Source organism: Buchnera aphidicola (Sitobion avenae), from assembly GCF_005082585.1.
Taxonomy (GTDB): domain Bacteria; phylum Pseudomonadota; class Gammaproteobacteria; order Enterobacterales; family Enterobacteriaceae; genus Buchnera; species Buchnera aphidicola_Z.
Map to the genome: position 1 here is coordinate 609,716 of NZ_CP034855.1, position 26,462 is coordinate 636,177.

The window sequence follows — 26,462 nt, forward strand, 5'->3', positions numbered from 1 at the left end:
GAAAAAAAAAAATAAGACCTTACTATAAGGTAAGATATTTTTTAATGTTTTATATGTAAATTTTTAAATTATATATATTTTATAATAAAAAAATATTTAAGAGGAATTTTCTTATGTCTTATCGCTCTTTTTCATTTACCCCTAATTTTAATAATCAAGATATTTTTTCAAATAGATTCAATCAAATTGATAAAATGTTCAGCACTTTAACTGGAGAAAAACCAATATCTGACACACCAGCATATAATCTTTATCAAATAAATGAAGCTCAATATCAATTAACACTTAGCATTCCTGGGTATAAAGAAGAAGAATTAGATATATCGGTGCATAATAATCAATTATCTATTCAAGGAAAGAAACAAGATGATAAAAAATGTAATAATCAAGAATATCATAAATGGTTACATAAAGGTATAATGATTAATAATTTCTCTTTAAATTTTAATTTAGATCATAAAATCAAAGTCAAAAAAGCAGAGTTATCTTTAGGTTTATTAAAATTAGATTTTGAATGCAATATTCCAGAAGAAGAAAAACCTAAAAAAATTTTGATTAATAGTCCTAATGATAATAAAAAACTTGATAAAAAATAAAATCGTAAAAAAAATAAAAAATCATTGTACTTATACCAGTGTAAGTACAATGATTTAATGAAAATGATTGAGAATAATCATGAATCCTTGGATTAACGCTGATATTATAAAAGTAAAAAGATGGACTGATAATTTGTTTAGTCTTTTTTTAAATGCATCTATCGAACCCTTTCATGCAGGACAATTTACAAAATTAGCTTTGTACAACAGCAATTCTTTAAACCGAAAAAAGATTCAAAGAGCATACTCATTTGTTAATGCTCCTAGTGAAAAAAATTTAGAAATTTACATTGTCCGTGTACTAAATGGAGAGTTAAGTAATCTTTTATATAATCTTCAAAGTGGAGATCAAATTTTTATCAAAAAAAAATCGTTTGGTTTTTTTATTATAGATGAAATACCAGATTGCGAAATATTATGGATGTTTGCGACAGGTACTGCAATTGGTCCTTATTGTTCAATTTTAAAAGAAGGGAAAAATATTGACAGATTTAATCATATTGTTTTAATACATGCAGTAAAATATCAGCATGAATTAACTTATTTACCTCTAATGAAAGAACTGCATGAAAAATATAATGGAAAATTAAAAATTCAAACTATTACTAGTCGAGAAAAAAATAAAAACTCTTTAACTGGAAGAATACCTTTTTTATTAAAAAATCAAACATTAGAAAAACATATTGGTTTTTCAATAGATTCTCAAACCTCACATGTTATGTTGTGTGGAAATCCCTTGATGGTAAAAGATACATTTTTATTTCTAAAAAATCACAGAAACATGGAAAAACATCTGCGTCGAAAAAAAGGTAATATTACAATGGAAAATTATTGGTAAAATGTTCTTTTAATTTTTAACAACGATCTAATGGAAAAGCAATAACATCATTAATATTTTTTTTGTTCAAAATCAACATAATTAATCGATCTAAACCCATTGCCACTCCTGAACAAGGAGGTAACCCATAAGACAAAGCATTTAAAAATAAATTATCTATTTTTTGCACTGGAAGATTCATAGAAAAACGTTCTGCATTATCTTTAATAAAACGTTTTTTTTGTTCATTTGGATCTGTAAGTTCGTAAAAACCATTCCCTAATTCTATTCCCTTATAGAAGATTTCAAATCTTTCTGATACACGAGAATCTTTTAGATTAATAGCAGCAAGAGATGCTTGTTCTGAAGGAAAATAATAAACAAATAAAGGTTTTTCTTTTCCTATATTAGGTTCTATATTTAATGTAAATAATATTTGTATAAATTTATTTATATTAGTTTCAAAACCAGTTAAATGATCTAAATTTAATTTTTTAGATATTTTATGCAATTCTGATAGATTAGTACATAAAGGATCTATTTTAAAAAATTCTATAAATAAATCTTGATAAGAGATTTTATCTGATCTATCACATTTTAAAATGACTTGAAGAAATTCATCTATCTCTTTAATAAATTCTTTCATTGAATAAAAAGGTTGATACCATTCAATCATAGTAAATTCGGGATTATGATATCGACCTAGTTCTTTATTTCTAAAACTACGGCAAATTTGATATATAGGTCCACTTTCTGATGCCAACAAACGTTTCATATGATATTCTGGACTAGTTATTAACCATAGTTTTAATTTGTCTACATTGTTCAATGAAATATATTTAGTATCAAATGATACTAAATTCACATCAGTAACTGTTGACTGTGATAAAATTGGTGTTTCTACTTCAAGAATATTTTTTTTAGAAAAAAATAGACGAATATTAGAGATAATTTTTGATCTTTTAATTAAATTTTTTATAGAAGCGCTAGGTTTCCAGTTTTTTTTTTTCATCTTAATTTTCTTTAAAAATTTATTAGAGTTTAGAAAAATTAATTATAAACAGAACAAAAAACAAAAAATATGAATAAAACCGCAATATATCCAGGTACATTCGATCCGATTACATACGGACATTTAGACATTATAACACGTGCAACAAAAATATTTGATAGTATAACTATTGCAATTTCTAGTAATTTCAAAAAAAAACCCATTTTTAATTTAAAAGAACGAATAGAGTTAACCCGAACAGTTACATTACATCTTAAAAATGTAAAAAAAATACTTGGGTTTAATGATTTACTTGCTAATTTAGCAAAAAAAGAAAAAGCTAATATTTTAATTAGAGGAGTTAGAACAATATTTGATTTTGATTATGAAATAAAATTAGCTGCTATAAACAAACAAATTTATCCAGATTTAGATAGTATATTTTTACTTTCTTCTAAAGAAGTTTCGTTTATATCTTCATCTTTCGTTAAAGAAATAGCAAAATATAAAGGTGATATTAAGCCATATCTTCCTAAAGAAGTTCATTCTGCATTATTAAAAAAACTTAATAACGTTTCTAAAAAGTAAAAGTATTTTTATTAAAAATAGCAGGGATATTATACGCCCTGCTATTCACTTAATAATTACATATTTATGAAAAAATATATAATGTCTATTTTATAAAATATGAATATTTCATTATTGGTAAATTGTCTGGTGGAAGAACTATAGTTGCACGTATTCCAAAAGATCTATATTTCTGAACATAGTTATTATTATCATTTATATTTAAATCGGATAAGTTAGTAGCAACTAATTTAATGGAACCATCATTTAAAAAATCTATTTTATAAATATTTCTTAAATTTTTTACTTGATATTGACTAATTTCTGGATGTTCAGACACTAATTGAAGATAAGATTGATATATAAATTTTTGATTTGCATACGTAGAAATTAATTTTTGCGAATCTATATTTGGTACTATTTTCTTAAAATCACTTAATGTTTGATTTCGATTATTAACAGGAATGACATGATCATTTATTATAAAAATAAATGGATTGGAATCAGTCATAAATGTTTTATCTAAATTATTAGATAACTTTAAAGATTCATAGCTTTTTTGAAAATTTTTAATTGTAGCCCGAATATTATGAAATGAATTTAATTGATCTGAAACTTTCCATTCACTGTCATTAATAAAATTATGATAATAAGATTCTTGAACATCTTTATTCATTCTTTTTCTAAAATTTTTATCTGTTTTTAATATGTTTTTTCTTCCTTCTAAATCAAAATTTTCATCTAATCTTTCAAAAGGATGAAAATTATTTCGATTATTAGGTTTAGGTGTAACATTAAAAAGATCAGGAAATGAACTTTGATATCCAGGATGACGTGTATTCCCGTTAAATTCGTTAATAATTTTTATTTTTCCTTGATATCTAATTTTTTCAATAATAGCTCTCATGTAAACTTTTGAAGATTCAATAGTTCTTTTAAGATCTTCGATATGTTTAGATAAAGAAATAACAGACTCTGCGCTGGAATCCGATTTTTCATCGCTATCATTAGATAAAAAAAATATTTTTTTAAACGTTGTACCATTGAATAAATTAATTGTTTCTTGTTTAATAGTTTCAAAAGTATTTACAACGGTATCCTGCATTTTTTCAAGGATATTTTCAGCTATTTCTAAAAAATCAAAATCTAAGAATTCTTTATTAGAACATTCTTTTTGATCGTCAAGAAAATTTAAATGGGATTTTTCAGGAATTTTTTTTTATGAGTGTATTTTGAATTGTTTGATTGTTTGTATCTATATCATACTTTTTAAGAATATTTTTTTCTATTTTTTTTTGCATTATATCCAATAAAAATAAAGAATTTTTATATGAATTTTCTAATTCAATTAACTTTTTTTTATCTTGAAAAGTATTTAATTCTTTAGAATTATAATGATTGCTAACATTAGTTTTTTGAAGTTTATTTATTTTTTTTTTTATTTTTAACATTTCTTTTATAGCATCTTGAGACATCTCTATTTTATTTAGATTGTTTTTATTTACTATATCTATGTTAGATAAAAAATTAGATGACATAATATTTTTGTCCTTTATATGAATTATTTTTTAACATGTTTTTTATACAACATATTTTGTTAAACTTAAATTATATAAAAAATTGTTAATTTGCATTATAATTGAATTTTTCTAAAAGTCAATTATTAATTTTAAAAAATAAAAAAGATAAAAAATATGAAAGTATATTTAGAATTTCAGTCTTATAATGAAAGAATATATAACTTAATCAACTTACTTAAATTAGAACATGATGAAAATGCTTCTATATCTTTAATAATGAATCGTGACTCATTAGAATTATATAATCGTGAAAATACGAAACAAAAACCTATAAAAGTTGATTTTACTTCAAAAAAAAATAATTATCGATGTTTTCATTTTAAAAAAAAAAATGAAGTCTTATCTAAAGTTATAGGAATAAAAAAATCTTATTTTCCTTCTATACTAGATGTTACTGCCGGTTTAGGTAATGATGCTTTTATGTTTTCTTTTTTAGGATGTCAAGTTACAATGATAGAGCGAAATCCAATAGTTGCTGCTTTATTAAAAGATGGTTTGCAAAGAGGGTATGAAGATAAAAAAATAGGTTATTGGTTAAAAAAAAGACTTCATTTAATAGTAGAAGATAGTTTTAATATGTTTAAAATGCCTATTTCACAACCAGATATAATTTATTTAGATCCAATGTATCCTTCTCATCATAAAAAATCTTTACCTAAAAAAAATATGCAGATTTTTAGAAAATTAATAGGATATGATTTTAATACTGAAAAATTATTAAATATTTCTAGAAAATTAGCAAAAAATAGAATTATTGTAAAACGCCCCAATTATGCAAAACCTTTATCCGAAGATAAAGTGAATTTTATTGTTACGACAAGAAATCATCGTTTTGATATATATCAACCTTTTTAAAATAACAGGAGTACATATATTTTGCACGTACCCCTATTTAAAATTTCTAAGTACTTTTAATTATTTATATTAAAAATAGCGCCATCCAATATAAAAATCCAGATAATAAAATTGAAACAGGTAAAGTTAACATCCATGCTAAAGCTATATTTTTAACAGTTTTCATTTGAATTCCATCACCATCAATCAACATAGTACCTGCAACCGAAGATGAAAGTATATGTGTAGTAGAAACTGGTATACCTGTATAACTCGCTATTCCAATAGAAAAAGAAGCTGTTATTTGTGCTGACATAGCTTGTGCATATGTCATTCTTTTTTTTCCTATTTTTTCACCGATAGTAACTACTATACGTTTCCAACCTATCATTGTTCCTATTGATAAAGATAACGCGACAATTAATATAATCCACATAGGTGCATATTCAATTGTTTTAAGTATTATTTTTTTACTGTCTATTAAAAAATATTTCTCTTTAGAACTAACGTTAGAAGATTTCACTGTTCTGTCAATTGACTCGGAAATATACAATAAAAAATGACGTAATTGAAATCTTTGTTTAAGACTTAGTTTATTATAGTTAGATATATTTTTTAATAATAATTTAGTACTTTGAATATTTTTTATAAAATCATAAAATTGAGAGTTTGTAACTGAATTATTCGTTTCATTTAATGTGTTAGTAGTCTTTTTTAAATAGTATTCTTCTAAATTATTTAGTGTTTTTTTCGTATAATTTATTTCATATTTATCAGCATGTAAATTTACTAAAAAAGAAGCAGGAGCAATTCCTATAAGTACAAGCATTATTAATCCAATTCCTTTTTGTCCATCATTTGCACCATGAGCATAACTAACTCCAATAGATGATAAAATAAGCGCTATTCTAATTAATAATGGTGGTATTTTTTTACCGTCTATTTTTTCTCGTTCTAATGGTGTCATATGAATACGATAAAAAATCTTATTGTTTTTTAAAAAATATCGTAGTAAAAAAATTAAGCCCCCAGCTATTATTAATCCAATGATAGGAGAAAAAATAAGAGATAAAAAAACACTTGTCATCTTAGGAATATTGAGCGCATCTAATAAAGATGAACCTGTCACTATTGCATTTGTTAAACCTATTCCAATAATTGCTCCAATTAAAGAATGTGAACTCGATGCGGGTAAACATAAATACCATGTAAATAAGTTCCAAATTATAGCTGCTAATAACATTGAAAAAACCATAGAAAGAGCATTTTTAGAAGTAGTATTTAATAATAAATCATTTGGTAATAAATGAACAATTGCATACGCAACAGTTAAACCTCCTAATAAAACACCCATAAAATTGAAAAAACCAGACATTATAACTGCAATATGCGCAGATATTGCTCGAGTATATATTAAAGTTGATACTGCATTCGCTGTATCATGGAAACCATTAATAGCTTCATAAAATAAAACAAAAAATAAAGCTAAAAAAATCCATAAACTATGATTCAAATCAGAACAAGAAAATAAATATAGCATAATCTTTAAGCCGTTTTGATGAATTGAACTAAGTTTATTATCTGTGAGAAACTATGTTTGAGGAAAGTAAAATATAAATTTTATTTTATACACTATAAAAAAATATATTAGCTAGCAATATAATAATATTTTTATAAATATTACTAAATTTTTTTTAACAATTTTTACTTCTTAATTTAAAAGATAAAAAAACTCCAAGAAATAACATTAATATAATAAAAATAGAAATTCCAAGCCATTGCATATGAAACCAAAAAAAACCACCAAATGTACCAAACACACTAGAACCTAAATAATAAAAGAACAAATACAAAGATGTAGCCTGAATTTTAGCAATATTTGCATATGAACCAACCCAACTACTAGCAGTAGAATGAGATGCAAAAAAACCACCAGAAAAAATTATTAAACCTAAAATTACTATTAATAATTGATTGTATTGTGTAATAAAAACACCAAGTATCATCAAAAATAATGATGCGATAAGAATATTGTTTCTATGGTATTTGCTAATTAACATACCAGCTTTAGGAGAACTATATACTCCAGTTAAATAAATAATAGATAATAAACCTATACTAGATGGACAAAGAAAAAAAGGTTCTAACATTAAACGATAGCCAATATAATTAAAAATAGTGACAAAACTACCCATTAATATAAATCCTATGACAAATAAAATAAATAATAATGGATTTTTTAATTGTAAATAAAAACGATTTAAAAATTTATTAAGATCAATAGAAATTGATGAAAAGTTTTTAGAGGGAGGTAAAAAATATAAAAAAAAAGAAGATGATATTAATGAGAATAAACCAATAATCATTAATGAAATATTCCAAGAAAATTTTTCTGCTAAAATACTGCTTAATAACCTTCCTGAAAAACCACCTATAGTATTTCCGCTAATATATAAACCCATACAAAAAGATAAGGAATTAGGATGTATTTCTTCACTAATATATGTCATGGCAACAGCTACAACACCACTTAAAGCCAAACCAGTTAATGAACGTAATAAAACAATACTTGTCCAACTATTCATCATTGAACATATAATAGTTAATATTGCAGCGATAAACAAAGAAGTAGACATAATTGATTTTCTACCAATTACATCAGATAAAGGCCCGGTAAAAAGCATTCCTAAAGCCATTGTGATAGTTGCTGCAGAAAGAGATAAACTACTTTCGGCAGGAGTTAAAAAAAATTGTTTAGAAAATATTGGTAAAATTGATTGTACGCAATACAAAATAGAAAAAGTAGCAAAACCACCTGAAAACAGAGCTAAAATCACTTGATTAAATTTTTTTGTATTTTTTTTTATATATTGTTTTTTTAGCGAGTCTTTTTTATTTTCTAATAAAATCAAAATATAACCTCTTTGTTAGTAAGAAAATAGTTTATATATATATACAACCATCATAAACATGTTCTGCAGGTCCTATCATATAGAGAGAAGTTCCAAAACCTTTCCACATTATAATTAATTTTCCACCCAATAATTCAACTTTAACAATATTAAAGAGTAATTTTTGTGCGATACCCATTGCAACTGCAGCACAAGCGGCACTTCCACAAGATTGTGTTTCACCTACATCACGTTCATATACTCTTAACTTAATATGATTTTTATTGATAATTTCTATAAAACTTACATTTATACCTTCTGGGAACATTGAATTTTCTGCTATACGTTTACCAATAATTTTCACGGGAGCATTTTTAATGCATTCTACTTTAATAATACAATGAGGATTGCCCATAGACACTAAACCACAGATTAAATTTTCACTATGAAGTTTTATTGAAAAATTTTTGCATGAATTTTTTTTTAGTAAAGAGAAATCATAAAATTTAAAATCAGGTTCATTCATATTGACTTTAATTCTATTTTTAAGTAGAAACTCAATAATTAAATGTTTTTTTTTAGTACTAACCAAAATTTTATTTTTATTAGTTAATTTTTTTAATAATAAAAAAAGACCAAAACATCGAGCACCATTTCCACATTGCTCAACTTCATTACCATTAGAATTAAAAATTCGGTAATGAAAATCAAATAACTCATTAGTTGATTTTTCTATAAGTAATAATTGATCAAAACCAATCCCAGTATATCGATTAGATAATTTTTTTATCATAAATGATGATAAAATAAAATTTTCTTTAATACAATTAATAACCATAAAATCATTACCTAATCCATGCATTTTAGAAAAATGTATTTTTTTTTTATTGTTGTAATATAAGTTCATTTTGCCTCTTAATAATCATTTGATGATTTTATAATATTATTTTCTGATAGTCTTAATATTTTAATATTACGTTAATTATTCAATTTAAAAAATAAGATAATATTTATTATGTAAATTTGATTATTTTTATTTTTTATAATTTGTTATAATAAAATTTAAATTAAGGACTATTTTATGAAAAAAAAAATAACTTTTCAAAAAGAAAATAAAAATTTTTATATATTAGTAAACGATTTGTTTTTAAAAATAGAAGATAATTTAAATTTATATGATAATGAAATTGATCTTGATTATCAGATTCAAGATTATGTCATGACTATTACTTTTAACAAAAAAAGTTTAATAATAATTAATAAACAAGAATCATTACAACAAATCTGGTTAGCTACAAAAAAAAATGGATATCATTTTAATTATAAAAATAATCAATGGATCTGCAATCGTAGTGGTGAAAATTTTTGGAAAATTTTTGAAAATGCATGCTCTGTTCAATCTAATAAAATTTTAATTTTTTCTAAAAAATAATATTTATTTAATGAAAAAATATATACATATAAAAAAATGATAATATTTTGCGTTTTTACTAATATAAAAAAATATTTTTATTTCACATAATTATAAAAAATATATCTATATTAATATGAATTTTAATATCTATAAAAAAACACTAAGAATTGCAACTAGAAAAAGCCCATTAGCCTTAGAACAAACTAAATATGTTCAAAAAAAAATACTATCTTTATATCCAGATTTGAATATAAAATTAGTACCTATTGTTACTCATGGAGATAATATTTTAAATCAATCTCTTTCAAAAATTGGAGGAAAAGGTTTATTTATTAAAGAACTAGAACGCGCTCTACTTGAAAACAAAGCAGATATTGCAATTCATTCTATGAAAGATCTGCCAGTAAATATCACAAAAGAATTATCTTTAGTTAGTATATGTAAAAGAGGAAATGCTTTAGATTCACTAGTTTCTAATAATTATGAATCAATCAATAAGTTACCTAAAGGAGCTACAGTCGGCACTTCTAGTTTAAGAAGACAATGTCAATTAATTACGTATCGTCCAGATTTAATTGTTTCTCCTTTAAGAGGTAATATAGGGACTCGATTAAATAAATTAGATCAAGGCAAATATGATGCAATTATTCTTGCTACTGAAGGATTGAATAGATTAAATCTAAAAAATAGAATTACTCAAATTATACCTGCGGAGTTATCTCTACCTTCATGTGGTCAAGGTGCTATTGGTATTCAATCTAGACTACATGATAAAAAAGTTCTATTTTTTTTATCTCATCTTAATCATATTAATACTGTTATTGAAATTAATGCAGAAAGAGCATTTTGTAGAAAATTAGAATCGGGATGTCAAATTCCGATTGGAAGTTATGCTGTTTTAAAAAAAAATAAAATTTGGTTAAGAGGATTGGTAGGTTCACCTAACGGTAAAACAATATTAAAAGGAGAAAGAATAGGTTCGTATAACACAGGAGAAAAGATGGGATATTCACTTGCTGATGAATTGCTTAGAAATGGAGCTAAAAATATTCTTAACAATCTTCATGTTAAACAATTTTATTATATATGAAAATACTAGTAATACGACCCTCTCCTACAGGAGAAGAGTTAGCAAATGATCTAAATAGCATTGGCATACCTTCTTGGCATTTTTCATTGTTTGATTTTTGTCCAAGCTCCAGTTCAATTAGTTTATCAAAAAAAATTAATATATTATATCAATCAAAAATTATTCTTATTTTTTCTAAAAAATCTGTTTATTATACAAATTTATATTTGAAGAAAAATAATTTAAAGTGGCCTTTTCATGCAAGATATTATGCTATTGGGGAAAGTACTGCTTTTTTTCTCTACAACTATATAAAAAAAAATTTTTTTTCCTACAAAAAAAGAAAATAGTGAAGAATTATTAAAAATATTATATAAAGATAAAATAAAAAATAGCAGAATAACTTTATTACAAGGAGAAAACGGACGAAAACTAATAGAAAAAAAATTAAAAAAAGAAGGTTTTAAAGTTTGTTTGATTGAATGTTATAAAAGAGTTTTAAAAATTTTTGATGCTAATATAGAGATTAAAAAATGGTATTCATATAAAATAAATACTTTAGTAGTAGCAAGTGGTGAATCTTTATATCAATTAAAAAACATTGTTCATAAAAATAATCAAAAGAGATGGCTATTTAAATGTAAAATTTTTGTTGTTGGTCAAAGATTATCAATAATAGCAAAAAAACTAGGATGGAAAAATATAATAATTTCAAAATATGCTAATAATAAATATTTTCTTAGCGTAATTAAAAAAGAAAATATTAAAAGTTAATTTTTTGGTCGGCGAAAGAGGATTTGAACCTCTGACCTACTGGTCCCAAACCAGTTGCGCTACCAAGCTGCGCTATTCGCCGTTTTGAAGCTAAAAATTTTTATTTTTTTGGGGTGGCTAATGGGATTTGAACCCATGACCACTGGAATCACAATCCAGCACTCTACCAACTGAGCTATAGCCACCAATTTAAAATTTTTTTATAAAAAAAAATAAGTGCGCTCGACAGGATTTGAACCTGACACCTCTACCTTCGGAAGGTAGCGCTCTATCCAAATGAGCTACGAGCGCATTAATATAACAATTAGATTTTAAAATTAATAACACCTCTTGTCCAGCTTTTTTTTGGAAAATTTCTATATTGTAAATATTATTATAGATAATATAATGAATGTTATTATTAAATACCCTGATTTTTAAAAAACAAAATAAAATTTTTTACAAAAGATTTACGAGATATCAATTTAATATTTATCAAGATTGAAAATATTTTAAAATTTATGAACGTTTCATCATGTCAAAAAATTCATCATTTGTTTTAGTCATAGATAGTTTGTTAAGTAAAAATTCCATTGCATCTATTTCACTCATAGGATGAATAATTTTCCTTAGAATCCACATTTTTTGAAGTTCATCTGGCAAAGTCAATAGCTCTTCTTTTCTGGTTCCAGATCTATTGTAGTCAATAGCGGGAAATACACGCTTTTCTGCAATTTTTCTAGACAATGGGAGTTCCATATTTCCTGTTCCTTTAAATTCTTCGTAAATCACTTCATCCATTTTAGAACCAGTATCTACTAAAGCAGTTGCAATAATCGTTAAACTTCCTCCTTCTTCTACATTTCGTGCGGCACCAAAAAATCTTTTAGGTCTATGTAAAGCATTGGCATCAACTCCTCCTGTTAAAACTTTTCCAGAGGCTGGTACTACTGTATTATAAGCTCTTGCCAAACGAGTAATTGAATCAAGTAAAATAATTACATCTTTTTTGTGTTCTACTAATCGTTTTGCTTTTTCAATAACCATTTCTGCCACTTGAACATGTCTTGATGCAGGCTCGTCAAAAGTAGATGCAACTACTTCTCCTTTGACCAATCTTTGCATTTCTGTAACTTCTTCTGGTCTTTCATCAATTAATAATACCATTAAAACACAATCAGGATGATTATAAGCGATACTTTGTGCTATATTTTGAAGTAATATTGTTTTTCCGGCTTTTGGAGGTGCAACAATTAATCCACGTTGTCCTCGTCCAATAGGTGATGCTAAATCTAAAACTCTTGCCGTTAAATCTTCGGTTGATCCATTGCCACGTTCCATTCTTAATCTAGAATTAGCATGTAGTGGTGTTAAATTTTCAAATAATATTTTACTTCTAGCATTTTCAGGTTTATCATAATTTACTTCGTTTACTTTAAGTAAAGCAAAATATCTTTCACCTTCTTTAGGTGGTCTTATTTTTCCTGCAATAGTATCACCTGTACGTAAATTAAATCTGCGAATTTGACTTGGTGAAACATAAATATCATCAGGACCAGCTAAATAAGAACTATCTGCAGAACGTAGAAATCCAAATCCATCTTGTAATATTTCTAAAACGCCGTCTCCAAATATATCTTCTCCACTTTTTGCGTGTTGTTTAAGGATGGCAAAAATAATATCTTGTTTACGCATACGCGCTAAATTTTCCAACCCCATTTTTTCACCAAGAGTAATTAATTCAGAAACTGGCATATTTTTAAGTGCGGTAAGATTCATAATGGTGGGTTCTTAGTAAAATCGGGGTATATCTCGAAATAAAAATTATGACATAAATTTAAAATTTATTGATAAATTTTAAATAGAATTAAATTTTTAATATTTTAAATTATCTATTTTTGAACGATACTAGCTAGCATTTCATCTAAAAACTCTTTGAGTTGTAGCTTAGACATTGCTCCTACTTTTGTAGCAAGAACTTCGCCGTTATAAAATAACAATAATGAAGGAATACTTCTTACAGAATATAATGGAGCAGTTTTTGGGTTTTCTTCAATATTTAATTTTCCAAAAATTATTTTATTTAAATATTCTTTAGATGTTTCTTCTAAAACAGGTGCTAATATTTTGCAAGGATTGCACCATTCAGCCCAAAAATCAACTAAAAAAAAACTTTTTGAGTTTAAAACTTTTTCTTTAAAATTTTGATCGGTTAGTTCGATTATTTTATTCATTTTGATTTGATTACTCAGTAAAAAGAAATTTTAAATAAATAAAATTTAAATTTTTTGTAATTTATAAGTATATAACATCATAATATCATTTTTTAAGAATTTTTTAAAACTAAATTTAAAAAATTTATTTATTTTTTTTTGATATTTTTTTTTAAATTATGAATTTTAATTTTAATTTCTTCGATTTTATTAGTAGATGATTCTAAAAGATTTTTTTGATTCCACTTTATATCTTCTTTTGGTAATTCAAATAAAAACCTGCTAGGTAACATATCTAATGTTTGACCATATTGAGTACGTCTACAACAATAAGTAAAAAATAATTGTTTTTTTGCTCGAGTTATTCCTACATAAGTTAATCTTCGTTCTTCTTCGATATTATTACTACTAATACTTTTTTGATTAGGTAAAATTCCTTCGCACATACCAATAATAAATACCGAGGAAAATTCTAATCCCTTAGAAGCATGTAAGGTCATTAATTGTATTTGATCTTCTTTTTTTTCTGTAATATTACTTTCTGCAATATCGCGAATTGTCATTCTTGTAACAATTTGTGAAAGAGTCATTGGTTTTTCAAAATCATCTCCTTTAAGCATGTTTTTAAACCATTTTGATAAAGTATGAATATTATTTATACTATTTTTAATTTTATTAGATTCTTTTAAAATTTTAGACAACCACTTTTCATACTCAAGATCATAAATAATGTCATCTAAAATATTAGATGGTTTTGAATAAGACCATTCAGTAAATTTTTTTATTTTACAAATAAATTTTTTTATATTATCTATAGTTTTTGCTTTAAGAAAATTTTTTATTTCAACATCATTACTAGCTTGAAAAAGACTTTTATTTTTTTTATTAGCCCATTCTTCTAATTTTTTTAATGTAACTAAACCTATTTGACGAGAAGGAATATTGATGATCTTCATAAATGCATGATTATCATCTGGATTAATAATAACACGAAGATAACTTAATAGATCTTTAATTTCAGGACGAGAAAAAAATGATGCTTTTTCAGAAATATTATATGGTATGTTTTCTTTTATTAAAACTTTTTCAAGAATTCGAGATTGATAATTACCTCTATACAAAATAGCACAATCTTTATATCGAATGTTTTTTAAAGAATATTGCGAAATAATTTTTTTAACTATTTTTTCTGCTTCATCTTCTTCACTTTGACCTATTAAAATTTCTATCACATTTCCATATTGAAGTTTAGAAAATAATTTTTTTTGTAAATAATGTGTGTTATTAGAGATGAGAGCATTGGCGACTTTTAATATTCTGCCTGAAGATCGATAATTATGCTCCATAGTTATAACTTTCAAATTAGGAAAATCTTTTTTTAACAAAAAAATGTTTTGAGGATTAGCTCCTCTCCATGAATAAATAGATTGATCATCATCTCCAACTAATGTGAAACTAGAGTTAGTGTTAGTAAGCATTTTAATTAATTCATACTGACTATTATTAGTATCTTGATATTCATCTACTAACAAATAAGATATTTTTTTTTGCCAACGTGTTTTTATTATTTTGTTATTTTTTAATAAAAGCGTAGGTATACAAATCAAATCATCAAAATCTAACATATTAAATTCATAAAGATAATTTTTATATTTTTTATAAATATATGCAAAATCTTCATCTTCAGAACACTTAATGAGCGATTGAACTTTAGAAGGGCTGAGAAACTTATTTTTCCAAAAAGAAATCATAAATTTCAATTTTTTTAACGATTGAACATTATTGCTAATTTCTTTTTTGCATATTTTTTTTAATAAAATTTTTTGATCTGTTTCATCTATTAGAGTGAAATTACTATTAAAATTTAATGTATCAATTTCTTTTTTAATAATTTCTAATCCTAATGAATGAAAAGTTGAAATAATTATTTTTTTTATTTTAGAAGTATTTAAATATTCTGAAAGACGAATTCTCATTTCATAAGCAGCTTTATTAGTAAAAGTCACTGCTGCGATATTATAAGGATTATATTTGCAATTATTAATTAAATAAATTATTTTATTAACAATTACTTTTGTTTTTCCAGAACCAGCCCCTGCTAATATTAAACAGGGACCATTAGTAAGTTCGATAGCATTTTTTTGAGCACTATTTAGATGCATAAAGTATTAAGTTTCAATTAATGAATTATATTACGTGATATATAAAAAATTATACATTTCTATTTTGCAACTGCAATTGCTTTCATTTTTTTCATATAATTTCTTAGTTTACGTCCAATAATTTCTATTGGATGATTTTGGATATTTTGATTTATTTTATATAATTTAATATTATCAACGGGTTTACAAGATAATGAATAACCAAGATCACTTGTTTCAAGTGTTGATATAAATTTTTTTAAAATAGGATATGCCGTTTCTGAAAAAAGATAACTTCCATATTCAGCAGTATCTGAAATAACTTTATTCATTTCATATAGTTTTTTTCTTGCAATAGTATTGGCAATTAATGGAAGTTCATGTAAAGATTCATAGTACGCTGATTCTTCCAAAATACCTGCGTCAATCATCTTTTCAAAAGATAATTCGATACCAGATTTTAATATTGCCACCATTAATATCCCATGATCATAATATTCTTGTTCTGGTATTATATCATCATACAAAGGCGCTTTTTCAAAAGATGTGTTTTTTGTATCATATCTCCAATTTAGTAATTTTTTATCATTATTTTCCCAGTCTTTCATCATTTCATCAGAAAATTCTCCTGAGATAATATCATCCATATGTTTTTGAAATAGTGGTGATAATATTTTTTTAATTTTTTCAGAAAGTTTATAAGCTCTTATTTTTGATGTATTAGATAATCGATCCATCATTAAGGTAATACCACCATGTTTCAGAGATTCTGTAATAGTCTCCCATCCATATTGTATTAATTTTGCGGCGTATGCTGGATTATGCTTTTCTGTAATTAATTTTTCATAGCATAATAATGATGCCGTTTGCAGTATCCCACATAAAATTGTTTGTTCACCCATTAAATCTGATTTTACTTCTGCAACAAATGATGACTCAAGAACACCTGCACGATGTCCTCCAATAGAAAAAGCCCATGCTTTCGCAATATCTAAACCTATTTTTTGAATATCATTTTCATGATGAACAGCAATTAATGTAGGAACCCCAAATCCTCGTTTATATTCTTCTCTTACTTCTGTTCCTGGGCATTTTGGTGCAACCATGATAACAGTAATATCTGCTCTTATTTTTTCTCCAAATTCAACAATATTAAAACCATGAGAATAACCTAAAAAAGAATTTTTTTTCATTAACTTTTGTAACTTTTGTATAACATTATGATGTTGTTTATCAGGAGTTAAATTAATTACTAAATCAGCATGTGGTATTAATGATTCATAATCATCTACTTTAAAATTATTATTGACAGCATTCATCCAAGATTGATTTTTGTTTAGAATGCTATTTTTTTTTAATGCATAAGAAACATGTAATCCTGCATCTCTCATATTCAATCCTTGATTTAAACCTTGAGCACCACAACCTAAAATAACTATGTTTTTATTTTTTAAAATATCATTTTTTTTATTAAATTCTTCTTTTTGCATAAAACGACATTTATTTATTTGATTAATTTTTTGACTAAAAGTTAATGTATTAAAATAATTCATGACAAATATTCCTATATTTTTAAAACTTTATTTTTTTAATTTAATACTATTTTTTTTAGATGTTAGATATTTTTTTATAATCTCTAACAGCCCCTTTATCCGCACTAGTTGAAAAGAAAGCATATACTTTTAAAGCAGAAGAAATATGTCTTTTACGATTGTAGGGTTTATAAGCTAATGATCCTTTTGATTCTTCTTTAAAAATTCGATAAGAAAGTTCTTTTTCTGTTATATTTAAGTGAATAGTTCTCTTAGGAATATTGATATCAATAATATCACCATTTTTTACTAAAGCAATCATACCTTTATCTGCAGCTTCAGGCGAGATATGTCCTATAGAAATTCCTGATGTACCTCCTGAGAATCTACCATCAGTAATTAATGCACATGTTTTATCTAAATCCATTGATTTTAAATATGTAGTAGGATATAACATTTCTTGCATTCCTGGACCTCCTTTAGGTCCTTCATAGCGAATAACGATCACTTGACCAGCAGTAATGTTTTTATTTAAAATAGCAGTTGCTGCTTCTTCTTGACTTTCATATACTCGAGCAATACCAGAAAAAACATAGTTTTTTTTATCTATTCCAGCAGTTTTGATTATACAACCATTTTTTGCTAAATTTCCATATAAAACAGCTAAACCTCCATCTTCACTATAAGCATATTCACAGGAACGAATACAGCCTTTTTTACGATCACGATCTAATGTTGACCATCTAAAATCTTGAGAATATGCTTTTGTTGTGCGTATTCCACCTGGTCCTGCTTTAAACATATTTATTATATCAAGATTTTTTGTAGATAAAATATCATATTCATCTAATGTTTCATCTAAATTTAGCTGTAAAATATTTTTAGTTTTTTTATGTAATAAATTAGAACGATTTAATTCTCCTAAGATTGCCATAACACCACCAGCACGATGAACATCTTCTACATGATACAATGAAGTACTTGGTGCTACTTTGCAAATATGAGGTATTTTTTTAGATAGTTTATTAATATCAGACATTTTAAAATCTACTTGTGCTTCTTGAGCTGCTGCTAATAAATGCAAAATAGTATTAGTGGAACCTCCCATAGCAATATCTAATATCATTGCATTTTCAAAAGATTCTTTAGTAGCAATTTTTCTAGGCAAAATATTTTCATTGTTTCTTTTGTAGTATTCTTCGGTAATATTAACTATCGTTTGAGCTGATTTTATAAATAAATTTTTACGGTCAACATGAGTAGCTAATAACGTACCGTTTCCAGGCAAAGCAAAACCAATTGCTTCTGTTAAACAATTCATGGAATTAGCTGTAAACATACCTGAACAAGAACCACAAGTAGGACATGCTGAATATTCGATATCTTTAAGAAAATCATCGGATTTTTTAGATTTTCCTCCATGAACAATAGCATCAACTAGATCAATTTTGATTATTTTATCATTTTTTTTAATTTTACCTGCTTCCATAGGACCACCGGAAACAAAAACTGATGGTATGTTTAAACGTAATGCTGCCATAAGCATACCTGGAGTTATTTTATCACAATTTGACACGCAAATCATTGCGTCAGCACAGTGCGCATTAATTACATATTCAATCGAATCTGCAATTAATTCACGTGATGGTAAAGAATATAGCATTCCAGAATGTCCCATGGCTATTCCATCATCAATTGCAATAGTGTTAAACTCTTTTGCGACACCTCCAAATTTTTGAATTTCTTCCGAGATTAATTTTCCAACTTCCTGCAAGTGAATATGTCCTGGGACAAATTGAGAAAAAGAGTTAACTACTGCAATAATTGGTTTTTTAAAATCTTCATCAGTCATTCCTGTAGCACGCCATAATGATCTTGCCCCAGACATATTTCTACCATGAGTAGTTGTAAAAGAACGATATTTAGGCATTTTAGAAAACTCCAAAAACAATGATTATTTAAAATAATTGTTTAAAATAAATTAATTATAAAAACTTTTTTAATAAGTTCTTGTTTTAATTGCAATGAAAATTTTTATATGAAATATTTTTTTTGAGAAAGTTCTTTTAAGAATTAGGAGGAATTATATAATAGTGATATTGATCTATTTTTTAATATTTGAAAAAAAGGTCGTTATTAAAAGATTTTCAATTGGTGAAATTTTGGCAGGGGTGGAAGGATTTGAACCTACAACTTTCGGTTTTGGAGACCGATGCTCTACCAAATTGAACTACACCCCTAATAATTATAAAATATTATTAAATAATATTATATTATTAATAATGGTAAAAGTCTAGCATGTATTTTAGAAATTTCAAAAAACTAAATTTTAGTAATTTTTAGATCTAAAATTTTATTAAAATGATAGAATATATCTTCTCTCAATGTTATTTGAAGGTGAATATTTATTATGAAAAATCCAATTTATTTAGATTATGCAGCAACTACACCAGTAGAATTTGAAGTTGCAAAAAAAATGATGAATTATTTAACAATTGATGGAATATTCGGAAATTCCGCATCGCGTTCTCATAAATTTGGTTGGGATGCAGAAGAAGTGGTTGATATTGCACGTAATCAGATATCTGAATTAATTGGGGCGGACTCACGTGAAATTGTCTTTACTTCTGGTGCTACTGAAGCTAATAATTTAGCTATAAAAGGTATTGCTTTTTTTCATCAAAACAAAGGTAAACATATTATTACTAGTAAAACAGAACATAAATCTGTTTTAGATACTTGTAGATATTTAGAAAACAAAGGGTTTAGATTGACTTATCTTACCCCTAAAAATAATGGTATTATTGATTTAAATGACTTAAAAAAAAATATAAAAAACGATACTATACTTGTTTCTATAATGCATGTAAATAATGAAATTGGCATTATACAAGATGTTAATAGTATATCAAAAATTTGTAAAAATCATGGTATTTTTTTTCATGTCGATGCCACACAAAGTGTAGGAAAAATACCTATTAATTTAAAAAAGTTATCTGTAGATTTAATGTCTTTTTCTGCTCATAAAGTTTATGGTCCAAAGGGAATTGGAGGTCTTTATGTTCGCCGCAAACCACGTGTTAGATTACTGGCTGCTATACATGGGGGGGGGCATGAAAGAGGTATGCGTTCAGGAACTTTGCCTGTTCATCAAATTGTAGGTATGGGTGAATCATTCATGTTGGCAAAAAGAAAAATACATGATGATTTTGTTCATCTAACAAAATTGAGAAATTTGCTTTGGAATGGTATCAAAAATATTGAAGAAGTATATTTAAATAGTGATTTGCAACAAGGTGTACCTCATATATTAAATGTTAGTTTTAATTATATTGAAGGTGAATCACTGATAATGGCTCTTAAAGATCTAGCTGTTTCTTCTGGTTCTGCTTGTACTTCTGCTAGTTTAGAGCCTTCTTATGTTTTAAAAGCTTTAGGGATAAAGGATGAGCTAGCTCATAGTTCTATACGTTTTTCAATTGGAAGATTTACTACAGAAGAAGAAATTCAATATACAATACAATTAGTTCATAAATCTATTAGTAGATTGCGCGAACTCTCTCCTTTATGGGAAATGTTTAAATCAGGAGTTGATTTAAATAGTATAGAATGGGATCATAGTTAAAATAACTATAATTAATATAAGGTAATTTTAAATGGCTTACAGTAAAAAAGTAATGGATCATTATGAAAATCCACGAAATGTTGGATCTTTTTCTAATTCAGATCTTAATGTAGGAAGTGGGTTAGTCGGAGCTCCTGCTTGTGGTGATGTAATGAAATTACAGATTAAGGTTAATAAAAAGGGTATTATTGAAGATGCATGTTTTAAAACTTATGGTTGTGGTTCTGCTATAGCATCAAGTTCATTAGTTACCGAATGGGTTAAAGGTAAATCTATCACAGAAGCGGAATCAATTAAAAATACTACTATAGTAGAAGAATTAGAGCTCCCTCCAGTAAAGATTCATTGTTCTATTTTAGCAGAAGATGCTATTAAAGCAGCTATTGCTGATTATAAAAAGAAAACAAAATAAGTTAACTATACAATTTTATTTGGTGTTGAAAGAATGTCTTCTTTCAACATACTATTTTTGATATTTTATTATTATTTTATTTGATGTAGGTGATTTATGAATTATTTTAGACTATTTAATGTACCAGAAGAATTTAAAATTAATAAAAAATTACTTTCTGAAAACTTTTATAAATTACAATTAAAATTTCATCCTGATTTATTTATAAACGATTCTAAATTGAAAAGAAAGATAATTTTAGAAAAATCAATAGAAATCAATAAAGGTTATAAAACCTTAAAAGATTTTTCAAGTAGAGCAATATATTTACTTTTTTTAAATGGTATAAAAACAAAAAAAGAAAGTGTTTTATTACAAAATAACGATTTTTTAATAAAATATTTTTCTTTACATGAAGAATTAGATAATTTAAAAAAAAATAATTTTGATAAAATACAATTAAACAATTTTGAGAATAAAATAGAAAAAAAAATTTTGAACTGTAAAAATATAGTTGAAATGGAATTTGAAAAAAAAAAACATGACAAAATTATTAAACTAATTGCAAAGCTATCTTTTTTTGAAAAATTACAAGACAATTTAAAGAAAGCATATAATACTTATTTAAGACAAATAAATTAGGATAATTTTACATGATTTTTTTTAAAAAAAAAAATAATAAAAAATTATTGTTAGGGATTGATCTTGGAACTACTTATTCTTTAGTAGCCACAATAAGAAAAGACAATATAATTTTATTGCCAGATCAGAAAAAACGTTATTTATTACCATCAGTTGTTCATTATAAAAAAAATGAGATGCTTGTAGGTTGGGAAGCTTTAGAAAAAATTATTAAAGATCCTTGTAATACTATTAGTTCTGCAAAACGTTTTTTAGGTCGTTCTATTGATTTTGTCAAAAAAAAACTTCCGTTTGTACCATATCTTATAGAAAAAGATACAAATGAAGGGATTTTTTTTCATACAAATTTTGGTAAAGTTACTCCAGTTGATGTTTCAAGCCATATATTAAAATTTTTAAAGAAAAGAGCCGTTTTTTTGTTTAATCAAGAAATAGATGCAAGTATTATTACTGTTCCAGCATATTTTAATGATCTTCAGAAAAAAGAAACTAAAAAAGCGGCTCTTTTAGCTAAAATTAATTTAATAAGATTGTTAAATGAACCTACAGCAGCGGCTTTAGCATACGGCTTGCAAAAACAAAAAAAAGGGATCGTTATTATTTATGATTTAGGAGGTGGTACATTTGATATTTCTATATTGCATTTAAATAAAGGTATTTTTGAAGTATTAGCTACCAGTGGAGATTCTAATTTAGGTGGAGACGATTTTGATTATGCTTTAGCAAAATATATTTATAAAAAATCAAACGTATTAAATAAATGTGATGAATTTTTTCAATCTTCCTTGATCGAAGTCGCTAAATCAACAAAATTAAAATTAACAAAATATAAAAAAGTTGAAGTTCATTTTTTTAATTGGAAAGGATATATTACTCGCGATGAATTTGATTTAATTATCATATCTTATGTTAAAAAAACTTTATTAATTTGTTCTAATCTTATTCAAGAAATTAATTTATCATTTGAAAAAATTGAAGAAGTAATTATGGTCGGAGGATCTACTCGTGTTCCATTAGTTTATTTAGAAGTTTCAAAATTTTTCAAAAAAATTCCCCTAAATTCTATTAATCCTGATCAGGTTGTAGCAATAGGTGCAGCAATGCATGTTAATATGCTTGTTAATACCGAAAATGTTAAAAATAAAACAATATTATTAGATGTAATACCGCTTTCATTAGGTATTGAAGTTATGGGTGGTTTTGTAGAAAAAATTATTTCCCGAAATACTTCAGTTCCCACTTCAAAAACAATGGAATTTACAACTTATAAAGACAATCAAACATCTATTCTTATACATATTCTACAAGGAGAAAGAGAATTAGTAAAAGAATGTATCTCATTATCTTATTTTGTCTTAAAAGACATTCAACCACAAAAAGCTGGTTTAGTAAGAATTTTAGTTACATTTCAAGTTGATACAAATGGATTAATTAATGTAAAAGTTTTAGAAAAATACAGTAATAAAGAAAAAAATATTACAATTGATAATAATATTATATTAAAAAATACTAATGTTTCTAAAATTTTAAAAGATTCCTTAAAATATTCTAAAGATGATTACTATTTTAGGGCTATAGAAGAAAAAAAAATGGAATCTATTCGTGTTTTAGAAATTTTAAATACATCTTTAAAAAAAGATAAAAAATTAATTACCAAAAAAGAACTAATCAAAATAAAAGAAATACAAAAAAAGTTACAAGAATCTATTAAAAAAGATGATTTTTTTTCTATGAAAATTAATCTAAAAAAATTGGATGAGGCGAGTAAAAATTTATTTTCATTACAATTTAAAAATACTATTAATTATTCTTCTATTAAAAACATTTTAAAAGAGAACATATGATGCCTAAAGTTTTATTTTTACCTCATAAAATTATACTACCAAAAGGTGGTGTATTTGAAGCGGATGAAGGAGAAACAATATTATCTGTTGCCCTCCGAAACAATGTTAAATTAGAACATGCATGTGAACAATCATGTGCTTGTAGTACATGTCATTGTATTGTAAGAAAAGGATTTTCGTCTCTTTCAGGATGGTCTGAAAAAGAAGATGATATTTTAGATAAAGCTTGGGGTCTCGAATCTGAAAGTCGTTTGAGTTGCCAAGCTGTTATTGGGTCATCTGATATTGAAGTAGAAATTCCCTTATATAGTCTAAATTATATTACAGATTGCTAGTTTTTATTTTTAATATAAGGGTTTATATTATCTTTAAACTGTATTTGAATAGCAGTACCTTTTATTTTTAGAATATTATAAAAAAAATTTATTAAATATCGCTTATAAGGTGAAGATAAATATCGAACTTGATTGCCATGTATAATAATTTTAGGTGGATTAGAACTACCTAAATGTGCATATTTTAATTTTATTCGACGTCCTTTTACAATTGGCGGTTGATGTTTTTTAATTGCTATATGCATAGTTTTGGTAAGTATTGATGTACTAATTTTTCTTTTTGATTCGTTATAAGATTCATTAATAGATCTAAATATTTGAAATATTCCTTTTTTATAGAGTGCTGATATAAAATGTATTCTTGAAAAAGAAAGAAATTTCAATTGATTTTTTATGGATTCTTTTATTTTTTTTAGTTCTAATTGGCTTAATAAATCACATTTATTTATGACTATAATAATTCCCTTTCCGGAGTTTATTATAAATTCAGATAATGATAAATCTTGATGACATACCTGAAGACTTGCATCTATTATTAATAATATTACATTTGATTTTTCAATAGTTTGCAATGTTTTAATTACTGAAAATTTTTCAAAATTATTAATTTTTTTATTTTTTTTAGATGCTCCCGCGGTATCAATTAAGGTATAATTTTCGTGATTATATCTAATAGGTATTGACACACTATCTAATGTTGTACCTGGTATGTTACATGTGATCATTCTATCTTCTTTTAAAATTCCATTTATTAAAGTCGATTTTCCAACATTTGGTCGACCGATAAAAGCTACTTTTATTGATGATTTGTTAAAGTTTATGTTTGCTTGATTTTCTATTTCTTTTTTAAATTGAATATTCACCCATGGAATCAAATGCTTTATAATAAGAGTATTTATTCCTTGATTATGACTAGCGGAAATTTTTTGTATTTTTTCAATTCCTAATGAATAAAATTCGTTAATTTTATCATTTTGATTAATGCCATCTATTTTATTAACAATTAGAATAGTCTTTTTTTGATATATTCTTATGTTCTTAGAGATTTCATATTCTTGTGGCATTAATCCATCATGAGCATCTACTACAAATAAAATTAAATGCGATTCTTTTATAGCTATTAAAGTTTGTTTATGTGCTTTTTTTTCTATTTCATTTAAGTGAATATCTAAACCCGCTGTGTCAATTAGAATTATTTTTTGATTCAATTGTAATTCACAATATCCGTACTGTCTATCTCTAGTAATTCCTGGATAATTAGCTACTAGTGCATCCCTGGTTTTTGTTAATACATTAAATAAAGTAGATTTTCCCACGTTAGTGCGGCCGATTAATACAACAATAGGTATCATGTTAAATACACACTCTTATTTTTAATAATTTTATATTAGAAGATAGGCTTAATATTATTTTTTTATATTGCATTTATTTTAATTTTGAAAAAGTTATTTTTTTTCTTTTAGTTCATTGATTTTCATATTAATAATTTCTCTAGATGCATTAGAACTTTCGTTTAATAAACTTTTATTCCAAAATTTTATTGCTTCTTTTGGATTGTTAATATTCATAAAAATATCACCTTTCATGTTTTCAATTATATTATCCCAACTATGGTTATGAATAGTTTTAAGAATATTCATTGCTTCTTTATTTTTATGTTTTTGTATTTGTATTTTTGCCATATTTAATTTTAAAATATTTTTTAAATTTTCATCTTTTGTATATTTTAAACTGTTGTCTAATTGAATAAATGCTTTATCTAAATCATTATATAAAACATATTTTTTAGCTAGAGATAAAGCGGTTAAAGTTCCAAAAATATTGTTATTTTGAATAATAAATTTTTCTATTTTTTTTAAATTTTTAGGGTTTTTTATATTAATTTTTTTTATAATTTTTTCATATTTTAATGTATTTAAGTTTTTCTCTTGAACTTTAAATGTGTGTTGCCAAAAGAATAAAATAAGACTAATAAAAAAAATAAATAGAACAAATAAAATAATGTTTTTTTTTGATGTGTTAAACATTTTCATCTCTATTAAATTTAAGTGATTATATTTTTAATTTAAAAAATTAATTCTCAATCAGATATGTTTTTTTTGATCATGAATGCAATAAGAATTTTATAATAAAAAATATTTCGTTTAATTTAGTATAAAATAATAACATATATAAAAGTTATACGTATGAAAATCACTGATTGTACACAGTTAGTTAATGGAATAAG

At 25.1% G+C, this 26,462-nt stretch carries 26 protein-coding genes and 4 tRNA genes; 13 read left to right on the forward strand and 17 right to left on the reverse strand.

Annotated features, from left to right (window positions below; all coding sequences use genetic code 11):
• Nucleotides 1-113: 113 nt before the first annotated feature.
• Nucleotides 114-596, forward strand: a complete 483-nt coding sequence (locus tag D9V77_RS02910; protein WP_158338901.1) for an Hsp20 family protein — start codon at nt 114-116, stop codon at nt 594-596.
• A gap of 79 nt (nt 597-675) precedes the next feature.
• Nucleotides 676-1,434 (forward strand): FAD-binding oxidoreductase, encoded by a 759-nt coding sequence (locus D9V77_RS02915; protein WP_158338904.1) that lies wholly within the window; start codon nt 676-678, stop codon nt 1,432-1,434.
• A 16-nt stretch (nt 1,435-1,450) separates the two neighbouring features.
• Here D9V77_RS02915 and epmA read toward each other — a convergent pair whose 3' ends face one another.
• Nucleotides 1,451-2,425, reverse strand: a complete 975-nt coding sequence (epmA, locus tag D9V77_RS02920) for an elongation factor P--(R)-beta-lysine ligase (protein WP_158338906.1) — start codon at nt 2,423-2,425, stop codon at nt 1,451-1,453.
• Nucleotides 2,426-2,494: 69 nt separating this feature from the next.
• Between epmA and coaD the strand changes: the two genes are divergently transcribed.
• Nucleotides 2,495-2,992 carry a pantetheine-phosphate adenylyltransferase gene (gene coaD / locus D9V77_RS02925; RefSeq protein ID WP_158338908.1) on the forward strand — a complete coding sequence of 166 codons (498 nt, stop codon included), beginning with the start codon at nt 2,495-2,497 and terminating at the stop codon, nt 2,990-2,992.
• A gap of 85 nt (nt 2,993-3,077) precedes the next feature.
• On the opposite strand, the gene D9V77_RS03115 is transcribed toward coaD, so the two are convergent.
• Both D9V77_RS03115 and D9V77_RS02935 read right to left on the reverse strand, forming a co-directional pair.
• Entirely contained in the window at nt 3,078-4,184 is a 1,107-nt protein-coding gene (locus D9V77_RS03115) for a hypothetical protein (protein ID WP_187307865.1), read from the reverse strand.
• On the reverse strand, nt 4,177-4,509 hold the full coding sequence (locus D9V77_RS02935) for a hypothetical protein (RefSeq protein WP_158338911.1): 333 nt from the start codon (nt 4,507-4,509) through the stop codon (nt 4,177-4,179). The genes D9V77_RS03115 and D9V77_RS02935 overlap by 8 nt, the downstream gene beginning before the upstream one ends.
• A gap of 156 nt (nt 4,510-4,665) precedes the next feature.
• Between D9V77_RS02935 and D9V77_RS02940 the strand changes: the two genes are divergently transcribed.
• Nucleotides 4,666-5,406 (forward strand): class I SAM-dependent methyltransferase, encoded by a 741-nt coding sequence (locus D9V77_RS02940; RefSeq protein ID WP_158338913.1) that lies wholly within the window; start codon nt 4,666-4,668, stop codon nt 5,404-5,406.
• A gap of 64 nt (nt 5,407-5,470) precedes the next feature.
• On the opposite strand, the gene D9V77_RS02945 is transcribed toward D9V77_RS02940, so the two are convergent.
• The 3 genes from D9V77_RS02945 to dapF all read right to left on the reverse strand — a co-directional run bounded on the left by D9V77_RS02945 (nt 5,471) and on the right by dapF (nt 9,183).
• Complete coding sequence (locus tag D9V77_RS02945; protein ID WP_158338916.1) at nt 5,471-6,925, reverse strand: inorganic phosphate transporter; 1,455 nt, start codon at nt 6,923-6,925, stop codon at nt 5,471-5,473.
• Nucleotides 6,926-7,079: 154 nt separating this feature from the next.
• The gene (locus D9V77_RS02950) at nt 7,080-8,297 is read right to left on the reverse strand and encodes an MFS transporter (protein ID WP_158338918.1); all 1,218 of its coding nucleotides are present in this window, start codon (nt 8,295-8,297) and stop codon (nt 7,080-7,082) included.
• A 31-nt stretch (nt 8,298-8,328) separates the two neighbouring features.
• Nucleotides 8,329-9,183 carry a diaminopimelate epimerase gene (gene dapF, locus D9V77_RS02955; RefSeq protein ID WP_158338920.1) on the reverse strand — a complete coding sequence of 285 codons (855 nt, stop codon included), beginning with the start codon at nt 9,181-9,183 and terminating at the stop codon, nt 8,329-8,331.
• Nucleotides 9,184-9,357: 174 nt separating this feature from the next.
• Here dapF and cyaY point away from each other — a divergent pair, with 174 nt between their 5' ends.
• The 4 genes from cyaY to D9V77_RS02975 all read left to right on the forward strand — a co-directional run bounded on the left by cyaY (nt 9,358) and on the right by D9V77_RS02975 (nt 11,533).
• Nucleotides 9,358-9,708 carry an iron donor protein CyaY gene (cyaY, locus tag D9V77_RS02960; RefSeq protein ID WP_158338922.1) on the forward strand — a complete coding sequence of 117 codons (351 nt, stop codon included), beginning with the start codon at nt 9,358-9,360 and terminating at the stop codon, nt 9,706-9,708.
• Between the two features lie 127 nt (nt 9,709-9,835).
• Entirely contained in the window at nt 9,836-10,780 is a 945-nt protein-coding gene (gene hemC / locus D9V77_RS02965; RefSeq protein ID WP_158338995.1) for a hydroxymethylbilane synthase, read from the forward strand.
• Entirely contained in the window at nt 10,777-11,109 is a 333-nt protein-coding gene (locus tag D9V77_RS02970) for a uroporphyrinogen-III synthase (RefSeq protein WP_158338924.1), read from the forward strand. Before hemC ends, D9V77_RS02970 begins: the two co-directional genes overlap by 4 nt.
• A gap of 16 nt (nt 11,110-11,125) precedes the next feature.
• On the forward strand, nt 11,126-11,533 hold the full coding sequence (locus tag D9V77_RS02975; RefSeq protein ID WP_302053670.1) for a uroporphyrinogen-III synthase: 408 nt from the start codon (nt 11,126-11,128) through the stop codon (nt 11,531-11,533).
• Between the two features lie 5 nt (nt 11,534-11,538).
• Here the strand turns inward: D9V77_RS02975 and D9V77_RS02980 are convergent.
• The 9 genes from D9V77_RS02980 to D9V77_RS03020 all read right to left on the reverse strand — a co-directional run bounded on the left by D9V77_RS02980 (nt 11,539) and on the right by D9V77_RS03020 (nt 19,638).
• Nucleotides 11,539-11,615, reverse strand: a tRNA-Pro gene (locus tag D9V77_RS02980).
• A gap of 27 nt (nt 11,616-11,642) precedes the next feature.
• Nucleotides 11,643-11,718 (reverse strand) — tRNA-His (locus D9V77_RS02985).
• A 32-nt stretch (nt 11,719-11,750) separates the two neighbouring features.
• Nucleotides 11,751-11,824 (reverse strand) — tRNA-Arg (locus D9V77_RS02990).
• Nucleotides 11,825-12,031: 207 nt separating this feature from the next.
• A complete protein-coding gene (gene rho / locus D9V77_RS02995; protein WP_158338928.1) occupies nt 12,032-13,291 on the reverse strand; it encodes a transcription termination factor Rho in 1,260 nt (419 codons plus the stop codon).
• A gap of 113 nt (nt 13,292-13,404) precedes the next feature.
• Nucleotides 13,405-13,746, reverse strand: a complete 342-nt coding sequence (gene trxA, locus D9V77_RS03000) for a thioredoxin TrxA (protein WP_158338930.1) — start codon at nt 13,744-13,746, stop codon at nt 13,405-13,407.
• A gap of 128 nt (nt 13,747-13,874) precedes the next feature.
• Nucleotides 13,875-15,887: a DNA helicase Rep gene (rep, locus tag D9V77_RS03005; protein WP_158338932.1), complete on the reverse strand. Its 2,013-nt coding sequence runs from the start codon at nt 15,885-15,887 to the stop codon at nt 13,875-13,877.
• A 59-nt stretch (nt 15,888-15,946) separates the two neighbouring features.
• Nucleotides 15,947-17,419: a ketol-acid reductoisomerase gene (gene ilvC / locus D9V77_RS03010; RefSeq protein ID WP_158338934.1), complete on the reverse strand. Its 1,473-nt coding sequence runs from the start codon at nt 17,417-17,419 to the stop codon at nt 15,947-15,949.
• A gap of 55 nt (nt 17,420-17,474) precedes the next feature.
• Entirely contained in the window at nt 17,475-19,328 is a 1,854-nt protein-coding gene (ilvD, locus tag D9V77_RS03015; RefSeq protein WP_158338936.1) for a dihydroxy-acid dehydratase, read from the reverse strand.
• Nucleotides 19,329-19,561: 233 nt separating this feature from the next.
• Nucleotides 19,562-19,638 (reverse strand) — tRNA-Trp (locus tag D9V77_RS03020).
• A gap of 170 nt (nt 19,639-19,808) precedes the next feature.
• On the opposite strand from D9V77_RS03020, the gene D9V77_RS03025 reads away from it, so the two are divergent.
• The 5 genes from D9V77_RS03025 to fdx all read left to right on the forward strand — a co-directional run bounded on the left by D9V77_RS03025 (nt 19,809) and on the right by fdx (nt 24,235).
• Nucleotides 19,809-21,023 carry an IscS subfamily cysteine desulfurase gene (locus D9V77_RS03025; RefSeq protein WP_158338938.1) on the forward strand — a complete coding sequence of 405 codons (1,215 nt, stop codon included), beginning with the start codon at nt 19,809-19,811 and terminating at the stop codon, nt 21,021-21,023.
• Between the two features lie 31 nt (nt 21,024-21,054).
• A complete protein-coding gene (iscU, locus tag D9V77_RS03030; protein ID WP_158338940.1) occupies nt 21,055-21,435 on the forward strand; it encodes a Fe-S cluster assembly scaffold IscU in 381 nt (126 codons plus the stop codon).
• 96 nt (nt 21,436-21,531) lie between these two features.
• Nucleotides 21,532-22,056: a Fe-S protein assembly co-chaperone HscB gene (gene hscB, locus D9V77_RS03035; RefSeq protein WP_158338942.1), complete on the forward strand. Its 525-nt coding sequence runs from the start codon at nt 21,532-21,534 to the stop codon at nt 22,054-22,056.
• A gap of 11 nt (nt 22,057-22,067) precedes the next feature.
• The gene (gene hscA / locus D9V77_RS03040; RefSeq protein WP_158338944.1) at nt 22,068-23,900 is read left to right on the forward strand and encodes a Fe-S protein assembly chaperone HscA; all 1,833 of its coding nucleotides are present in this window, start codon (nt 22,068-22,070) and stop codon (nt 23,898-23,900) included.
• Nucleotides 23,900-24,235 (forward strand): ISC system 2Fe-2S type ferredoxin, encoded by a 336-nt coding sequence (gene fdx / locus D9V77_RS03045; RefSeq protein WP_158338997.1) that lies wholly within the window; start codon nt 23,900-23,902, stop codon nt 24,233-24,235. The genes hscA and fdx overlap by 1 nt, the downstream gene beginning before the upstream one ends.
• Here the strand turns inward: fdx and der are convergent.
• Both der and D9V77_RS03055 read right to left on the reverse strand, forming a co-directional pair.
• On the reverse strand, nt 24,232-25,587 hold the full coding sequence (gene der, locus D9V77_RS03050; protein WP_158338946.1) for a ribosome biogenesis GTPase Der: 1,356 nt from the start codon (nt 25,585-25,587) through the stop codon (nt 24,232-24,234). The two genes, fdx and der, sit on opposite strands and share 4 nt — an antisense overlap.
• Before the next feature lie 93 nt (nt 25,588-25,680).
• Entirely contained in the window at nt 25,681-26,262 is a 582-nt protein-coding gene (locus D9V77_RS03055; protein ID WP_158338948.1) for a YfgM family protein, read from the reverse strand.
• Nucleotides 26,263-26,462 lie beyond the last annotated feature (200 nt).

Bases quoted from the DNA above. Each gene is read 5' to 3' on its own strand.
- rho (WP_158338928.1), bottom strand. From the start codon at position 13,291: ATGAATCTTACCGCACTTAAAAATATGCCAGTTTCTGAATTAATTACT.
- trxA (WP_158338930.1), bottom strand. From the start codon at position 13,746: ATGAATAAAATAATCGAACTAACCGATCAAAATTTTAAAGAAAAAGTT.
- iscU (WP_158338940.1), top strand. From the start codon at position 21,055: ATGGCTTACAGTAAAAAAGTAATGGATCATTATGAAAATCCACGAAAT.
- D9V77_RS02970 (WP_158338924.1), top strand. From the start codon at position 10,777: ATGAAAATACTAGTAATACGACCCTCTCCTACAGGAGAAGAGTTAGCA.
- D9V77_RS02915 (WP_158338904.1), top strand. From the start codon at position 676: ATGAATCCTTGGATTAACGCTGATATTATAAAAGTAAAAAGATGGACT.
- coaD (WP_158338908.1), top strand. From the start codon at position 2,495: ATGAATAAAACCGCAATATATCCAGGTACATTCGATCCGATTACATAC.
- epmA (WP_158338906.1), bottom strand. From the start codon at position 2,425: ATGAAAAAAAAAAACTGGAAACCTAGCGCTTCTATAAAAAATTTAATT.
- hscB (WP_158338942.1), top strand. From the start codon at position 21,532: ATGAATTATTTTAGACTATTTAATGTACCAGAAGAATTTAAAATTAAT.
- der (WP_158338946.1), bottom strand. From the start codon at position 25,587: ATGATACCTATTGTTGTATTAATCGGCCGCACTAACGTGGGAAAATCT.
- ilvC (WP_158338934.1), bottom strand. From the start codon at position 17,419: ATGAATTATTTTAATACATTAACTTTTAGTCAAAAAATTAATCAAATA.
- D9V77_RS02945 (WP_158338916.1), bottom strand. From the start codon at position 6,925: ATGCTATATTTATTTTCTTGTTCTGATTTGAATCATAGTTTATGGATT.
- fdx (WP_158338997.1), top strand. From the start codon at position 23,900: ATGCCTAAAGTTTTATTTTTACCTCATAAAATTATACTACCAAAAGGT.
- D9V77_RS02940 (WP_158338913.1), top strand. From the start codon at position 4,666: ATGAAAGTATATTTAGAATTTCAGTCTTATAATGAAAGAATATATAAC.
- D9V77_RS02910 (WP_158338901.1), top strand. From the start codon at position 114: ATGTCTTATCGCTCTTTTTCATTTACCCCTAATTTTAATAATCAAGAT.
- D9V77_RS03025 (WP_158338938.1), top strand. From the start codon at position 19,809: ATGAAAAATCCAATTTATTTAGATTATGCAGCAACTACACCAGTAGAA.
- D9V77_RS03055 (WP_158338948.1), bottom strand. From the start codon at position 26,262: ATGTTTAACACATCAAAAAAAAACATTATTTTATTTGTTCTATTTATT.
- cyaY (WP_158338922.1), top strand. From the start codon at position 9,358: ATGAAAAAAAAAATAACTTTTCAAAAAGAAAATAAAAATTTTTATATA.
- ilvD (WP_158338936.1), bottom strand. From the start codon at position 19,328: ATGCCTAAATATCGTTCTTTTACAACTACTCATGGTAGAAATATGTCT.
- dapF (WP_158338920.1), bottom strand. From the start codon at position 9,183: ATGAACTTATATTACAACAATAAAAAAAAAATACATTTTTCTAAAATG.
- D9V77_RS02935 (WP_158338911.1), bottom strand. From the start codon at position 4,509: ATGTCATCTAATTTTTTATCTAACATAGATATAGTAAATAAAAACAAT.
- rep (WP_158338932.1), bottom strand. From the start codon at position 15,887: ATGCATCTAAATAGTGCTCAAAAAAATGCTATCGAACTTACTAATGGT.
- hscA (WP_158338944.1), top strand. From the start codon at position 22,068: ATGATTTTTTTTAAAAAAAAAAATAATAAAAAATTATTGTTAGGGATT.